Source organism: Salipaludibacillus daqingensis, from assembly GCF_029891575.1.
In the GTDB taxonomy this organism is placed as follows: Bacteria; Bacillota; Bacilli; order Bacillales; family Salisediminibacteriaceae; genus Salipaludibacillus; species Salipaludibacillus daqingensis.
Window position 1 is genome coordinate 444,460 of record NZ_JARZHF010000001.1, and the last position, 16,319, is coordinate 460,778.

16 protein-coding genes are annotated in these 16,319 nt (G+C 34.8%); 5 read left to right on the plus strand and 11 right to left on the minus strand.

Annotated elements, in window-relative coordinates; all coding sequences use genetic code 11:
* Nucleotides 1–28: 28 nt before the first annotated feature.
* On the minus strand, nt 29–658 hold the full coding sequence (locus QDN89_RS02330; protein WP_280768463.1) for an NfeD family protein: 630 nt from the start codon (nt 656–658) through the stop codon (nt 29–31).
* Nucleotides 659–817: 159 nt separating this feature from the next.
* Nucleotides 818–1,729: a DUF1002 domain-containing protein gene (locus QDN89_RS02335; RefSeq protein WP_280768464.1), complete on the minus strand. Its 912-nt coding sequence runs from the start codon at nt 1,727–1,729 to the stop codon at nt 818–820.
* Nucleotides 1,730–2,110: 381 nt separating this feature from the next.
* On the opposite strand from QDN89_RS02335, the gene QDN89_RS02340 reads away from it, so the two are divergent.
* Complete coding sequence (locus QDN89_RS02340) at nt 2,111–2,479, plus strand: hypothetical protein (protein ID WP_280768465.1); 369 nt, start codon at nt 2,111–2,113, stop codon at nt 2,477–2,479.
* Between the two features lie 101 nt (nt 2,480–2,580).
* A complete protein-coding gene (gene ispG, locus QDN89_RS02345) occupies nt 2,581–3,687 on the plus strand; it encodes a flavodoxin-dependent (E)-4-hydroxy-3-methylbut-2-enyl-diphosphate synthase (protein ID WP_280768466.1) in 1,107 nt (368 codons plus the stop codon).
* Nucleotides 3,688–3,739: 52 nt separating this feature from the next.
* Here ispG and QDN89_RS02350 read toward each other — a convergent pair whose 3' ends face one another.
* Nucleotides 3,740–4,147, minus strand: coding sequence for a hypothetical protein (locus QDN89_RS02350; RefSeq protein WP_280768467.1), 408 nt, complete (start codon nt 4,145–4,147; stop codon nt 3,740–3,742).
* Between the two features lie 104 nt (nt 4,148–4,251).
* Between QDN89_RS02350 and QDN89_RS02355 the strand changes: the two genes are divergently transcribed.
* Nucleotides 4,252–4,815, plus strand: coding sequence for a hypothetical protein (locus tag QDN89_RS02355; RefSeq protein WP_280768468.1), 564 nt, complete (start codon nt 4,252–4,254; stop codon nt 4,813–4,815).
* Between the two features lie 174 nt (nt 4,816–4,989).
* On the opposite strand, the gene QDN89_RS02360 is transcribed toward QDN89_RS02355, so the two are convergent.
* From QDN89_RS02360 to QDN89_RS02375, 4 genes are read right to left on the minus strand one after another with little or no spacing between them, the layout of a single operon-like run.
* Nucleotides 4,990–5,448, minus strand: coding sequence for a Fur family transcriptional regulator (locus tag QDN89_RS02360; RefSeq protein WP_280768469.1), 459 nt, complete (start codon nt 5,446–5,448; stop codon nt 4,990–4,992).
* Entirely contained in the window at nt 5,445–6,320 is an 876-nt protein-coding gene (locus tag QDN89_RS02365) for a metal ABC transporter permease (RefSeq protein WP_280768470.1), read from the minus strand. Before QDN89_RS02365 ends, QDN89_RS02360 begins: the two co-directional genes overlap by 4 nt.
* A 20-nt stretch (nt 6,321–6,340) precedes the next feature.
* On the minus strand, nt 6,341–7,174 hold the full coding sequence (locus QDN89_RS02370; RefSeq protein WP_280768471.1) for a metal ABC transporter permease: 834 nt from the start codon (nt 7,172–7,174) through the stop codon (nt 6,341–6,343).
* Nucleotides 7,171–7,995, minus strand: a complete 825-nt coding sequence (locus QDN89_RS02375; protein ID WP_280768472.1) for a metal ABC transporter ATP-binding protein — start codon at nt 7,993–7,995, stop codon at nt 7,171–7,173. Before QDN89_RS02375 ends, QDN89_RS02370 begins: the two co-directional genes overlap by 4 nt.
* 159 nt (nt 7,996–8,154) lie before the next feature.
* On the opposite strand from QDN89_RS02375, the gene ppx reads away from it, so the two are divergent.
* Both ppx and QDN89_RS02385 read left to right on the plus strand, forming a co-directional pair.
* Entirely contained in the window at nt 8,155–9,690 is a 1,536-nt protein-coding gene (gene ppx, locus QDN89_RS02380) for an exopolyphosphatase (protein ID WP_280768473.1), read from the plus strand.
* A 67-nt stretch (nt 9,691–9,757) separates the two neighbouring features.
* The gene (locus tag QDN89_RS02385) at nt 9,758–11,878 is read left to right on the plus strand and encodes an RNA degradosome polyphosphate kinase (RefSeq protein ID WP_280768474.1); all 2,121 of its coding nucleotides are present in this window, start codon (nt 9,758–9,760) and stop codon (nt 11,876–11,878) included.
* Between the two features lie 79 nt (nt 11,879–11,957).
* On the opposite strand, the gene QDN89_RS02390 is transcribed toward QDN89_RS02385, so the two are convergent.
* The 4 genes from QDN89_RS02390 to QDN89_RS02405 all read right to left on the minus strand — a co-directional run bounded on the left by QDN89_RS02390 (nt 11,958) and on the right by QDN89_RS02405 (nt 16,215).
* A complete protein-coding gene (locus QDN89_RS02390) occupies nt 11,958–12,674 on the minus strand; it encodes a lytic transglycosylase domain-containing protein (RefSeq protein WP_280768475.1) in 717 nt (238 codons plus the stop codon).
* A gap of 225 nt (nt 12,675–12,899) precedes the next feature.
* On the minus strand, nt 12,900–13,757 hold the full coding sequence (locus QDN89_RS02395; protein WP_280768807.1) for a metal ABC transporter permease: 858 nt from the start codon (nt 13,755–13,757) through the stop codon (nt 12,900–12,902).
* Between the two features lie 14 nt (nt 13,758–13,771).
* Nucleotides 13,772–14,527: a metal ABC transporter ATP-binding protein gene (locus QDN89_RS02400; RefSeq protein ID WP_280768476.1), complete on the minus strand. Its 756-nt coding sequence runs from the start codon at nt 14,525–14,527 to the stop codon at nt 13,772–13,774.
* Nucleotides 14,528–14,859: 332 nt separating this feature from the next.
* A complete protein-coding gene (locus tag QDN89_RS02405; RefSeq protein ID WP_280768808.1) occupies nt 14,860–16,215 on the minus strand; it encodes an ATP-binding protein in 1,356 nt (451 codons plus the stop codon).
* Between the last annotated feature and the right edge of the window lie 104 nt (nt 16,216–16,319).

The following is a 16,319-nucleotide window of genomic DNA, read 5'->3' on the forward strand; positions in this document are numbered from 1 at the left end:
GCCGGTATGGTTACGGCTGTTTATATTCCTATGTTTCTGGTACGATGACAATTCTTGTACCATCAACTGAAATAACTTTCACTTTTTGCTCTTCTTTTAACCACTGATTATCTGTTGTTGCACTATATAATTTCCCTTCAATTTCTATAGTACCAATTGGGCGAAATGGTGTTTTCGTCCTTCCTGTTTTTCCTATTAAATCTCGATAGTCATCATTCATGGAATTATATCCATGTTCACTTGATAATTTATCATTTAACATCATTTTATTCCACATATTCCGTTTCGGGAATACTTTTGTAAATAAATATGAAGCTGGTGCTGCTATGACAAAAGCCATTCCTACAAGCACTCCGTAGGTTAAGCTAGGTGCAGGTAGCGCAAGTCCAAGTACCATAAATAATATTCCAATTCCGGCTATTGTTCCATCCGTGGTAACTTTCCCATCAAATATAATGAGTGACAAACCAATTAAATACAAAATGACAACCCACAAACTATCTCCTGCAGTTAAATGATAAGAGAAATAGATAGCCATGATGACGATTCCTATAATACCGAATAATCCCTTCGTCCTTACCATGACTTCACCAAAAATAAATAATGTTGCTAGAAATACAACAAAAAAACCAAAAACTGCTTGATCTAAAAACTCCATGAGACTTCCTCCTCTCAAGACCTATTCCACAAATTAATTGTACCAGATTAAGCTATTATGTTCATATACGAACTCTGTTCATTTAAGTTTCAAAAAACGAACGAAAACTTTAACCATCTATCCACTCATATTATCGAAGAAAAAACGACTTAGAAACATCTAAGTCGTTCGCTCTCCTGTTGGAGTGATTGCTTCTGATGAGCTAAACCATCCTCTTAAAGTATCAATGAACTCACTAAAGAAATCTAAGATAGATTGAATAAAACTTTGTCCTTCATCACTACTTAAAAAGTCTCCAATGTTATCTCTAATGGAATTGATTTGATTTTGGACTTGGTCCCAATCAATATTTAAGTTTTTCATTCTTTCGAAAAGAGACACAAGACCATTTAGTTCTTCATCTGTAAGGTTCATACCTAACTCATCTGCAATTCGTTGGATTAGATTACGCATATCCTCTTCTGTTTCAATATCTTCTTCTGACAATGCTTCTTTTATTCTAGCCATCAATTCTGTTGCGTCTTCCACACCGTATTCATCACCAAGTTCAGCAGTTTTTACTAACTCTTCATTGGCAACTTCTTTTTGATCTTCTGGAATTACTTCATCCATGGATGTTTCATAAGCTTTAATCAAACCAGTCAACGCTCCGGTTCCTGATACATCGAAAGGAGCTGTTACATAGATGTCTGCATCCTTCACTCCTGCCGTAATCAAAGCATTAGCATACATACCTTCCGAAACCCAATTGATTCGATTTGTTTCTACATCCATTCCTTCGCCTTCTTCAAGCAATGTGATTTTTGAAGACGAGAGAGCATTACTACCAATAACGGAAGCACTAATATGATCTCCTAAGTATTGATGTTCTTCCTCATTTGAAACAGTGACAATAAGAACATCATCTTCTGAAACACCCATTTCATTTAACAACTCTTCTTTTTGCTGAGGTGATAAATCTTCCCCTAAAGTGACAATTTCATCACCAGGTGCCGCATCGGCAAAACTAACTGATACGAATAACATCCAAACAGCTAGCGTTGATATCATAATCTTATATCGCTTCTTCATGATTCATTCCCCTTTTCATCTCTAATTGCTATTTCAATTCGTGCTCCTCCATCGTGCAAGAAATTTTTATGAAATCCTTGTCTACCTTGATAATAATCATTCATTTCTTCTTATCTTCTTGAATTTTTAGATTAGAACACTAATGAACTTCAACCCATGTGTCCTTATCCTATTATTAAGACGTTTCCGGAGTTTAATAAGTTACAGCTTCTTTTACTATATCTAAAATTTTTTGTTAGCGAAAGGTATATATTGGAAATGTGCTAGAACATTTTAAATTGATCTCGAAACATTATTATACTCTTTTTATTACAATTAGTCATATCTCTAATAGAGAATCATATACTTTAATAGACGTTAAGAGAATTGGAGGAAATAAAAGTGAGACCACTTGTTATCCTAATCATTATTGTGATCGTATCGGTTAGTATTCGAATAGATTTAACTTCAGGAACTATTCCAGATAACTTTATTTCATCCTCTCCTGATCAAGAAATAATGAAAGAACCCGAAGAAGAAGATAGTGAACATCCCGCTATGAATCCACTCGCATTTCAAGAAGTAATGGTTGAATCTGGACAGACCGTATATGGTATTACACAAAAGCTTCATGATAGTGATTCGTTTAATATCTCTGTTCAAGAAGTGTTAGATGATTTTGAAAAGCTAAATCCAGATACTCCCGCACATGAATTATTTGCGGATGAAATTTATAAATTTCCTATTTATGAGATTAACGACGAACAGTAATCAATATTCCTTGCCACAATTGTCTTCTCATTGTTACAATGAACTACGATAGACAAAAACTTACACATTTTTTAAATGCAAAAATAAAGGGGCGATGAAGAATGACCCAAAGAACTCATCGAAGAGATACACGGCCTGTAAAGGTAGGTCCGCTTACAATCGGTGGAAGTGACGAAGTCATCATGCAAAGTATGACAATGTCAAAAACACACGATGTTGATGCCACTGTAGCTGAAATTAACCGACTTGAAGAAGCTGGTTGTCAAATTGTTCGAGTAGCTTGTCCTGAAATGAAAGATGCCGAAGCAATTTCAGAAATTAAAAAACGGATTAACATACCACTTGTTGTAGATATTCATTTTGACTACAAGCTCGCTTTAAAAGCCATTGAAGGTGGCGCAGATAAAATTAGAATTAATCCTGGTAATATCGGTCGAAAAGAAAAAGTAGAAGCAGTAGTCAATGCTGCTAAAGCAAAAGGTATACCCATTCGTATTGGTGTTAACGCAGGATCTTTGGAGAATCGTATATTAGAAAAATATGGGTATCCCACAGCTGACGGAATGGTAGAAAGTGCTTTACATCATATAAAAATTTTAGAAGATCTCGATTTCTACGATATTATCGTATCTATGAAAGCTTCTGACGTCGGTCTAGCTGTTGAAGCATACGAAAAGGCTGCTGAAGCATTTGATTATCCATTACATTTAGGTATCACAGAGTCAGGAACGCTTTTTGCAGGTACGATCAAAAGCTCCGCAGGCTTAGGAATTCTTTTAGATAAAGGAATTGGAAATACGATGCGGATTTCTCTAAGTGCTGATCCAGTTGAAGAAATTAAAGTAGCTAAAGAGTTGCTGAAAACATTTGGACTAGCAACAAATGCTGCTACACTCATTTCGTGCCCAACTTGCGGTCGAATTGAAATTGATCTTATTAGTATTGCAAATGAAGTGGAAGAATACCTTCAAACCATTAAAGCTCCCATCAAAGTATCCGTTCTCGGTTGCGCTGTCAACGGACCAGGAGAAGCAAAAGAAGCTGACATTGGTATTGCCGGTGCACGTGGAGAAGGTCTATTATTCCGAAAAGGGAAAACAATTAGGAAAGTTCCTGAAGAAATTATGGTTGAAGAACTTAAAAAGGAAATTGATATTTTAGCTGAAGCTCACTACGAAAAAGAAAGACAAAAACAACAAGAAGTATAACAAACAAAAAAGCGAAGGGTATGAATAGCACCCCTTCGCTTTTTTATTTGTTTTATAAAACAAATGGTGCAAAAAAGAAACTCATGATCAGAGAGAATGCACTAATAGCCACAGCGGTATAACCTAACGCTTGTCGCCCTTTCCTTGCTGACAAGACACCAAATACAATACCAGCTAACGCAAATAAAATCGGTAAAATAAACAGCGAAAGAATCGAAAATGCAATTCCTAAAGCCCCCATTCCCTTTCCAGCTGATTGTGCTTCTTCATCCTGTTCCCTCGTTCTGTCGCTACTAAGCTCCACCTGACTTCTTCCTCCAGCTAATCCTGGGTTTGGCATATACTCAGCAGCTGTTTCTTCTCGATATTGATTATCAAAATTTGGTTCCTCTGGTGATTCAGGCTCTTTTTCAATATCTTCAAAAGTTTGTTCATCTTGCGATCCCTTTTCTTCAGTCATGACTCATCTCTCCTCCTTAAACAAGGCTGTACAATTAGTATGAGTATGAGACAATGAAAGCATAAGAGGAAACATTACACATTGTTGAGAAGAAGGTGAAGGAAATGACTAAATACCGCTTAGGAATCGATATTGATGGAACCGTCACTGATCCAGCAACATTTATTCCCCATTTGAATAAACACTTCAAGAAAAATTTAACACTTCATGACATCGTTGAATATGATCTTACTACAGTATTAGGAGTAACTCAAAAAGAATTTGGCGAATGGATGACTATTCATGAACCATCTATTTATGAACAAGCAGAAATTGCAATCAACGCAAAAGAAATTTTAATGGAATGGAAAAATAAACATGAGTTATACTATATTAGCGCAAGACCAAAACACGTCCATGACGTAACAATTGATTGGTTTCACCGTTTTACTGTGCCTTATGACCATATTGAATTAATCGGTCAACATGACAAGTTAAGCGCTGTAAAAAAACATAAGCTAGATGCATTTTTTGAAGATAAACACGATAATGCTTGTAATATTGCAGAAGAATGCGATATACCGGTAATTCTAATCGACACACCTTACAACCAATTAGCGGTTCCAAGTAATGTATATCGAGTTGCCCATTGGAATGAAGCAAAAAATATTGTCGATAAATTATTTTAATCTAAGCTAAAAGCTTGTAGCTAAAGATTTTGAAATTGTTCGCATTCACTGAAGTCCACACATTTTGGCCGAAGTGACGGGCAAAACTTCCCCTCTTCTTCGTCAATAAAGTGCGACATTTTTATAAATCAGTACTTAAATAACCTAGCGTATTTATAAAAAACGATTCCTGAATTAGTTTTCAGGAATCGTTTTTTTAGCTTTCTCGATATCTTCTTTTAGTTTTCCGCACTCTTCACAATATCCATACACTTCAAATTTATGCCCAATAACTTTAAAGCCTTCCGAATATATAGGTGAATGATCCATTGGGCACTCATGAATATGTTTTGTTTTTCCACAATCAAGACAAATTAAATGATGATGATGATGATCTGTTGAACAAGAAAATCGAAACTTTTTTTCTCCATCTAATTCCGTTGCTTCTAGGATACCTAGCTCAGTAAATAAAGATAAATTACGATAAATTGTATCGAAACTTAACCCATTGTATTTATCATGCAACGCTTCAAGCACATCTTTAGCTGCTAAATAGCGACTCTCATCAGAAAATAATTGAAGCATATCCAAACGCTTATCCGTGTGCTTATATCCTTCTTCTTTCAATTTATTCATAGCTTGATCTACATTCATTTGACAATCTCCTTTCTTGAAGAAATGAGTCGATAACTGTTCATTATTTTTTTAATTTTATTAATCAGTAAAGCAATAATTAATAACAATAAACCTGTTACAACAATCATGCCACCTGTAGCAATATTAAAAAAGTAGGAAAAGAATATTCCTCCTATCATTGCAGCTTCTCCAAATAAAATTCCAAGAAAAACTACTTGACGAAAACTTTTGGCAAATTGCATACTTGCTGCAACAGGAAGGGTAACCATTGCTCCTACAAGGAGAATACCTACTACTTTCATTGACATCGAAATGACAAGAGCGATCAAAACAGAAAATAAAAAATTCATTTTTTTAACTGAAATACCTGATGTAAAAGCAAATTCTTGATCAAAAGAAATAGATAGCAACTCTTTATAAAAAGCTGCTAATAGAAGCATCGCAATAATACCTGTCATAAAAATAAACAACAAATCATTTAAATTGACGGTTACAATACTTCCGAACATATAATTATACCATTCTGAATAGCTGCTTGTAGACATACTGATGAGCAGAGCACTTAAACCAATACCAGAAGAAAGAATAATTGGAATTGCTAGCTCTTGAAAGTGTTTGTAAATTTGTCTCAACTTTTCAACAAGAAGCGAACCGACTAAAGAAAAAATCAAACCTGTATATAAGGGATTAATAAATGCTAATAAAGCTGTTGTTTGGCTCATCAAAACCCCTGCTGCAATACCTGAAAGGGTAATATGTGATAGCCCCTCTGAAATAATAGTCATTCTTCGTACAAGAAGAAATGCTCCTACCACAGGACAAATGAAACCAATAATTAAACCTGCAAGAACACCTCGTTCAAGAAATGTAAGTTGTTGTAGTAATTCCATTTTATTCACCTATTCTTCGATTATAAAGACCGTTTTCGTGTTAATGCAATCGATCCAATTAAAAGAGCAATATTCGTCATGACTATCGTACCACCTGGAGCTAAATCTAAATGAAATGCACTAATTAAACCTGTTATAACGGATACTTCCCCAAAGAGAACCGCATATAGAAACATTTGTTTGAAACCTCTTGCCCACCTCATGGCGGATGCAACTGGTAACGTCATTAAGGCTGATACGAGTAATATACCGACAATTTGCATCGAAATTCCAATAACGAGGGCCACTAATATCATAAATATAAAGTGAAGCGATCGCTTAGGTAAACCTGAAATAACCGCTTGTTCTTCGTCGAAACTTAGAAAGAACAATTCTTTATAAAACAATAAGAGTACCAATGAAACCAAAAAGGTTAATACTATAACGACGTGAAAATCCGTTTCACTTATTGCTACAACGCTACCAAATAAATAGTTAAACAAATCATTGTTAAATCCATCTGCTAAAGAGATAAATAGGACACCAACCCCAATTGCACCAGACAAAATAATTGGGATAGCTAACTCTTTATAATATTGATACATATGTCTTAATTTCTCTATCAACAGTGCACCACTTATAGAAAATACCATTCCCATATAGACTGGATTTAACCCTGCAAAAAAAGGATAATAACGGCCCAGTAATAAGCTGAAAGCAATCCCTGTTAATGTAATATGAGAGAGTGCATCTGCCATCATGGACAATCGTCTCACGACAATAAACACTCCTACAACTGGAGCTAAAAACCCAATCATTAACCCCGTGTATAATGAATATCTTAAAAAATCATACTGAAAGAAAACCTCGATCATGTTTCGTCTCTCCTCACATCATCGTGATCATGGTGATGGTGATGATGGTCATGGTCGTGGTTATGTTCAAGAAGATTAACTTCATGGCCGTACATAGCCGTCATCATTTCTTCCTTATTCTCTTCAAACGAATGTTTATTTCCATGGAAATGTAAACATTTATTTAAGCATGCTACATCTGTCACATATTCAGACATAGCACCGATATCATGAGTAACAAGGATGAGGGTAATACCTTTTTCATCATTTAATTTCTTTAACATTGTATAAAAGTTGGTCACCGATTTTGCATCAACTCCAACTGTAGGTTCATCAAGAATAAGTAGGCTAGGGTCACTGACTAATGCTCTTGCAATAAAAACTCTTTGCTGTTGACCACCTGAAAGTTGTCCAATATTTTCATTAATGAAATCTTCCATACCTACTTGAGCAATTGCTTCTCGCACCTTTTGTTTATGTTTTCGATTTAAAAAGCGAAAAAGCCCTACTTTACCGTAAAGGCCCATGGAAACAACTTCGAAAACTGTTGCAGGAAAACCGCTGTTAAAACTGTTAGCTTTTTGTGACACAAAACCTATATCGTTCCAACGATCGAATTTCTTCACATTAACTCCAAATAGTTTTACCGTTCCTTGGTTAGGTGTAAGCAAGCCCAACAAACATTTGATAAGCGTTGACTTTCCTGATCCATTCGGTCCTACTAGTCCAAGAAATGATCCTTGGGGAACTTTCATGTTAATATCTTCTAAAACATTTTGATTTTGATAAGCAAATGAAAGTTGATCTATATCAATAGCTAACGGTCTTGATTGTTCGTTCATTTGAATCCCTCTTCACTTGTATAAGAATCATTCCGATTTACTTTCTCATCGTAGTATACATTAGCTATACTAGTTTGTAAATAAACAAGACCGTTGCACCCTCGCATCTTATTGATAATCTCTATATAATAGAAATAACTGAAAAAGGAGGCTATTAAATTGGAAGCACAACAAATTGGCATCGTTGATATGGGTTCCAACTCCATTCGTTTTGTTATATATAAAGTTGATCATTTGGCTAGTTATCAAGAAATTTTAAATTTAAAGGTAACAGCAAGATTAAGTACATATATTACTAAAGAAGGCAAGATGACTAAAGAAGGTATCAATGTGATTATTGATACCTTAAAGAAATTCGAAACCGTTGTCACTGACTTTGATTTAACTGAAATTCGCGGTGTAGCTACTGCAGCCGTGAGAAACGCTACAAATCAATTAGATATCATACATGCAATCAATGAACGTACACCTTTTACAATCTCTATTCTAAGTGAAGAAGAAGAAGCATATTATGGTTACTTAGCTATTACAAACTCAACAAATATTCACGAAGGCGTCACTGTTGATATAGGTGGAGGAAGTACGGAAATTACTTATTATAAAAATCGAGTCCTAAAACACTCTCATAGCTTTCCCTTTGGAGCCATCACATTAAAAAAACGTTTCGTGGAAAATAACTCTCCAACAAAAGAAGAATGGCAAAATATTCGGCAGTTTTTACAAGATCAGTACGACAAACTCCCATGGTTAAAAGGAAAAAAGGTTCCCGTTATTGGAATCGGAGGCTCTGCTCGAAATATAGCTCTTGTTCATCAAAACTATATTTCTTACCCACTTTCTGGATTGCATCAATATGAAATGTCAAAAGAGGATGTCTCATCCATACAAGAAAAGCTGTCTTCTTTACCGTTCAAAAAGAGAGAAAAGGTCGATGGTTTATCTAAAGATCGAGCAGATATTATCTTACCAGCGATCGCTGCAATAGAAGAACTAATTCATTATGTTCAATCAAACGAGTTTATCGTCAGTAATAAAGGGCTAAGGGACGGCCTTTTTTATGAAATTCTTCTAAAACCCATGGAAGTAACACATTTCCCAGATGTTACAAACGAAAGTTTTTATCAGCTAGCGATTAACTTTCGATTAAATGATGATCATCAGAGAAGAATCTCTGTACTTTCGTCCTATCTTGCACATGAACTATTACAGCTAAATGAAATAGAATTATCGGAAATGGATTTCAAACATTTAAAATGGGGAGCGAATGTTTTCTATCTTGGACACGCGATTAACCCTGAGTCTCAAAGCCAACATAGTTTTTACCTACTTACTAATCAGTCGATTGATGGTCTTTCTCATATTGAACGTTTAACCATTGCCTTTTTGTCTTCTTTTAAATCACGCTCTCAACTATATCAATATGCTGTCCCTTATCGTCATTGGATATCAAAAGAAGAACTAAGTAAATTTGAATTGATGGGCTCCATTCTTAAACTATCTTATGCCTTTGACGTATCGAAAAGAGATGTAGTCCAGCGTCTCGAAGTCACAAATCAATCAAAACTAACACTAACAGTAAACGTATTTTACCGTGGCGAATTTTATTTTGAGTCGTTTCATGCTAATAAATACAAAAAACACTTAGAGCGTTGCCTTAACAAATCTATCCACTTAGAATTTATCGAAGAGAGCTAACTCTTCGCATGAATCTATGGTGTTTTGCTATGATTAAAGGGGAAGTTTCGCCACTTAAAATCAAAAGATGGAGGGGTCACTTTTGAAACAAGAAAACAATAGCAAACAAATTAACTTAAATGATCCTCATTTTTATAATAATCGCGAATTAAGTTGGTTGAGCTTCAACGAACGTGTTTTACAAGAAGGGTTAGATAACGAAAATCCATTGCTTGAAAGACTTAAATTCATGGCGATATTTAGTTCCAACTTAGACGAGTTTTTTATGGTTCGAGTAGCCGGTTTGAAAGATCAGGTCAAAGCGGGATTCAATAAACCTGAAAATAAGTCGGGCCTCACCCCTAAACAACAGTTAAAACAAATCTCTGAACAAACTCACCGATTAATTCAGATCCAAGACGAATTATATCATTTAGAACTCCGAGCATCTCTAAAACAAGAAGGTATCACATTTTTACCAATTAATAGCATTGATGGAGATGCTTATGATACATTATCTGAGCACTTTAAAAACTATATATTACCCGTTTTAACACCGATGGCAATTGATGCCTATCGTCCGTTTCCGATGTTATTGAATAAAAGCTTAAACTTGGCTGTTGTTCTCTATGGTGACGAGGTGGAACAAACAGATAAATTAGCAATCGTACAAGTTCCTTCTGTTTTAAAACGGTATATTCCAATTGAACAAAAGGAGGAAACAACGAGTTTTGTATTATTAGAAGATGTCATAAGCCATTTTATAAATCATCTTTTTAGCGGAAATAAAGTAAAATCAGTATCGCCATTTCGTATTACGAGAAATGCCGATTTAACAATTCATGAAGAGGGTGCTAGAGACCTGTTGCTTGAAATTGAAAAAGAATTAAAAAAACGTAAATGGGGTGCTGCTGTTAGATTAGAGATGCAGCGAGAGAAGATGGATGATAAAGTGCTATCTTTTTTATTGAATGTTTTAGAACTTCACGATGACGATATCTATGAAGTATCAGGTCCGATTGATTTGTCATTTTTATTTTCTTTTTACAATGATGTAGCTCACGAATACGAATCACTTGTTCATGAAGCTTTTATCCCTCAACTACCCAAAGATTTATATGACGAAGAGGATATTTTTCTTGCAGCGTTAAAAAAAGATATATTTTTTCATCATCCCTATGAATCGTTCCAACCAATCGTTGATTTCATCTCAAAAGCTGCTGAGGACAAAAACGTCTTAGCGATTAAGCAAACTCTCTATCGAGTCAGTGGTGATTCACCTATCATTAAAGCGCTATCCACAGCTGCAGAATCTGGAAAACAAGTTACTGTCCTTGTGGAATTAAAAGCTCGGTTTGATGAGGAAAAAAATATTCATTGGGCTAGGAAACTAGAAAAGTCTGGTGTACATGTCATTTATGGGATTACAGGTCTAAAAACACATAGCAAAATAACACTAGTTATCCGTCATCACCAGCAAAAGATCCAACGCTTTGTTCATTTAGGTACAGGAAATTACAATGATTCTACCGCTAAGCTTTATACAGATATGGGAATTTTAACGACTCAAGAATCTTTTGGGATAGACGCTACTAATTTTTTTAATCATCTTAGTGGTTTTAGTCATAAACCAAAATGGAAAGAATTATCTACATCACCATTTGAAATGCGAGATAAGTTTCTTTCTTTAATCGATAAGGAAATAAACTTTCAAAAAAAACATGGTGATGGACACATTATTGCAAAAATGAATTCTCTTACCGATAAACCAATTATTTTAAAGCTTTATGAAGCTAGTCGAGCAGGAGTGAAAATTGATCTGATCGTTCGAGGAATTTGTTGTCTTCGGCCTGGTATTCCAAACGTTAGTGAAACGATTACTGTAAGAAGCATTATTGGTCGATTTTTGGAACACAGTAGAATATTTTATTTCAATCAACACGGTTTACAGAAAATTTACTTATCATCTGCCGATTGGATGACTCGTAATATGGAAAAACGTATCGAATTATTGTTTCCTGTCTACTCAGATTCGATAAAAGAGAGGATACGAAATGTCTTAACTGTTACTTTAAAAGATAATGTAAAAGCTAGAGAGCAAAAATCAGATGGAAGTTATCAATATGTAAATCAAGAAGAATCACAGCTGCTCATTGAAAGTCAAAAAGAATTCTATAAACAAGCAGCAATGTTCTTTGAGGACAATTAAGTTTTATAAAAAAGGCTATGTAATAGCGAAAAAAAATGAGGTAAGAGCCATATCCATATAGGCTCCCCCTCATTTTGAACTACTGATCATAGGTAACTAAACTACTCTTTTCTGCATTTTCTTGAATCTCGACAGCATACCAGCTTTTAGCATCTCCATTTTCCTCTATATACTGCTCTAAACCATACATACCTCTATGGTAAGCAGTTAATGCATGGTCCCAATCTCCATACTCCTCATAGAGAAAATCTAAATAGACAATAGATAGCTGAATGGAATAATAAGGATCAAATAACATCTCATCGTCATATGGTAGATCAGCCATATCAGCAATCCAAGGACCTGTATTTTTCATAAACTGAGCTATTCCATAAGCGTGACCATATTTTGTTTCTGGACCAACTAGTTCTGGATCAAACTCTCCTCCTGTTTCTACTTTTAATAATTCATAAACAATAAGAGGATCAATATCTTTTTGCTTAGCTTCGAGAGTCAAAAAAGTTCCCCAATCTTTTTTAAAAGTACCATCACTGTTTTCATGTAAATGTGTCGCCATTCGTTTCGCAATTTCCCAGCTTTCATAACCCGCAACCTTGTAGTCGTCCGGTAAGTGATCAATGATACCTTTCATCCGTTCCACTTCTAAATCTAATCCTTGCTGTTTTCTTTGGTCTTCTTTAACAATTTGTAATTCTTGTATTTTTCCCTTTGTCTGAACAAATTCATTCCCTAATAAAAGTGAGTACCCTGACAGGACAGTAATTACCAAAATCATCACAAGCGTTTGAAAACGCATGAGTTGTCCCTCCTTTTAATACTGTACACTTCATGTGTACAAGTAAGCATAATAACTTATCTATGCAATAAAAGCAACTAACTCGGCCTACAATTACCATTATTTTCTATTTTATGGTGAATAATTACTAATAAGGTCAAATAAAACAAATAAATACCTGTATATAAAAATATACAGGTATTTCCATATAGCTGCTGGAGTCAAATAAAATCTGATTTCCTAGCATTATGAAGATAAGGATTCTTTTTTAGGCGTACGTAACCATTTAAAAACAAGTCCTTGTTTTGGGGCAAAAAAGAATGTGAAAATAAATATAACCGAAGCAACTAAAACAATCGATGCCCCTGAAGAGACGTCATAAATAACAGAGAAAAATAGTCCTAGCACGGCAGATATCACTCCAAATATTGCTGAGAGCAATAACATAACGGAAAACCTCTCTGTTAACAAATAGGCTGTAGACCCTGGAGTAATTAACATAGCAACAACTAAAATTATTCCTACCGTTTGTAAGGAAGCAACAGTAACAAATGAGAGCAGGAGCATAAGCATATAATGGATCCATTTAACAGGTAAACCTGTTGCTTTAGCCATCGTTTCATCAAATGTGCTTAACAAAAGCGGACGATAAAATACTAAAATGACAATTAATACAAATGCCCCAATTCCCATTGTAATATATAAGTCTGTTTGTGAAACAGCAAGAACATTTCCAAAAAGAATATGCCACAAGTCAACACTCGTTCCCTGCAATGCTGTGATCATAACAACCCCTAAAGCAAACATCGCTGAGAACATAATTCCTATCGCCGAGTCTTCTTTGATTCGGCTATTTTGAGAAATAAACCCTATTGCTAAAGCAGTTAATACCCCAGTAATAACAGCCCCAACAAAGAAACTTGCACCAACCATATAAGCTAGGACAACGCCTGGAAGTACGGCATGCGAAATCGCATCACCCATGAGTGCCATCCCTCGCAAAATAATAAAACAGCCAATAACTCCACAAATAATCCCTACTAAAACAGCAGCCAACAAAGCATTTTGTAAATAAGGATAATTCATTAATTGATAAAAAAACATTTCAATGTTTCCGATCAAGGTCCCACCACCACCATCTCGTTACCTTCTTTTATAATAGCCGCATTTTCTTGATATGCTTCTTTTAAAAACTTTGGTTTATAGACATCACGAACTGCACCAGCTTGAATCAATACTTGATTTAAAAGAACAAGTTGATCAAAATATTTCTCTACTTTACTCAAATCGTGATGAATAATAAACATTGTTTTTCCGTCATTACGAAGTTCATGAAGAATATTGACAATGATTTCTTCTGACTGTACATCAATTCCAACAAATGGTTCATCCAAGAAAAATAAATCTGCATCTTGTGCCAATGCTCTAGCTAAAAATACCCTTTGCTGCTGACCACCAGATAATTCTCCTATTTGCCTGTTTGCATAGGTTCCCATTCCAACTTTATCTAAAGCTTCTCTAGCGCAATCTCGGTCATATCGACTCGCCCTTTTATACCAAGGAATGTGTACAAACCTCCCCATCAACACAACATCTTCTACGCGTACTGGAAAATCCCAGTCAATTGTATTTCGTTGAGGGACATAAGCAATTTTTTTACGCATTGACTGAATATTTTTTCCGAAATAAGAAACGTCTCCTCCGCTTTTTTCCAACCCCAGCATTGCTTTCATTAGCGTTGATTTTCCTGCTCCATTGGGACCTATCACACCAACAATTGTTCCTTCTTGAACAGAAAAAGAGATGTCCCGAATTGCAGAGTGATTATAATAATTTACAGATAAGTGTTTTACTTCAATTTGTTGATTTGTCATACTCATCGACCTCCTTTAAAGAAAACAAAAGTACTATTCAAAACTTCTATTATTTATCGCCATCATCTTACTTAAATAATCTCTTCGAACTTTTAGAGATCATATAGTTTATTTTTTATTATATGGATAAACGTTGATTCATAATATGCATTTGCGCAATCATTGTGTTCATAACTGAAATTGTTGTATTCATTTTAAAAAGTTTACCTAGGGAAACTTTTTAATTCACTTCTTATTATAATCCATCTTTTCTAATCTTTCAATCTTTAAGTTATGACAATTTCATGAGGGTAAAATAATCCAAGCACAAAAAAAGCCCTCTGATTGAGGGCTTAAATCATTTCATTCTCATGCTTGTAAAGAGGTAAGTGTATTGTAATTAGTGTTCCTTTATCCACTTCACTTTCCACTATTATGGACCCACTATGATCTTCAATGATCTTTGTCACTAATGGAATTCCAATTCCGGTACCTTGTTCCTTCGTTGTAAAAAACGGTTCTTTCACCTTTTCCAACACTTCCCTTGCCATTCCTGGCCCTTCATCTTTAAGCTTGATAATGTAAGTATCGTTTTCTAAAAATGTTGTTAGGGTAAACGTTCGTCGGTCTTTTTGTCCTTCATAAGCCTCAATTGAATTTCGTAAGACATTTAGCAACACTTGTTTTATCATTTGTTCATTTACATTTAATTTATTTGTCGTTTCAACCAAACGATAATTAAATTCAATGTCATGAAGGGTACATTCTGAACGAAAAATCATTAGCATGGAACCCATTAGTTCACTTGGTCCCAAAAGATTTTTCTCTAACTTCCTTCTAGTAATGGATAAAAAGTCTCCAATTATTTTATTCATACGATCAATCTCAGAACTAATCGTTTCGTAATACTTTCCGATATTATTCGAATGATTGGAAAGTTGAATGAAACCTTTTATTACAGAAAGGGGATTTCTCAATTCGTGTGCTACACCTGCTGACAGTTGCGAAACTGCCTGCATTTGTTGCTGATAAGACAACAATTGCTCAAATTTTCTTTGATATGTTTGATCTTTCACTAAAATAACGAACTGTTCGCCATCAACTAATCCTTGTAATAAAAGACTAACTTCTTCTGTTTTATATTCTAAATGCACATCTTTTTTCGTTTTAACTAATTCATTTAAAACCCTTGAATATTTATGAAAAAGAGGGTGTTTTATTTCATCATTTTTAAGTGAGAAATAAAAAACTTCATGAATTCCTAATCTGTCGTGAAGTTTATGCAAATGACTGTTGCACTGAACGAGGTTTTCATCTTGATCAATTTGAATTGCCGGAATAGAAATTTTCTCTAAAATATCGTTTGCACTTTGAACCATAGATGGTTGCTTAATTCCTACAATAAATATTTTATTACTTACTTGTTTCCCTTTACACTGAAAAACACACTTATCGCCATTATTTGATAACGTAAAAAGTTGTTTGAAAGTGGAAGGTTTGTGCTCCATGATTGAGTCAATAAACTGATTAAAATCCTCCATTGGCAAAATAGTTTCTCTTAAATTAGTTAAAGAACGGTGAATGTCTTCATCATCCGTCATCACTTCTTCTACAAGTAAGCTATCCGATAAAACAACACAAAAATCTGCCGAAAGATTAAAAAGTTCACGAACCATCTCCAGATCTAAAACCTTCTCTTTTCCTTTCATCACATAAATGCTCTCCTTCTCATAAAATACTTTTGTAGAAGTTTCAAGCAAAAACATCGATCAATTCATATGTCATTGTCACAAAATTCTCACATGTTTCATAA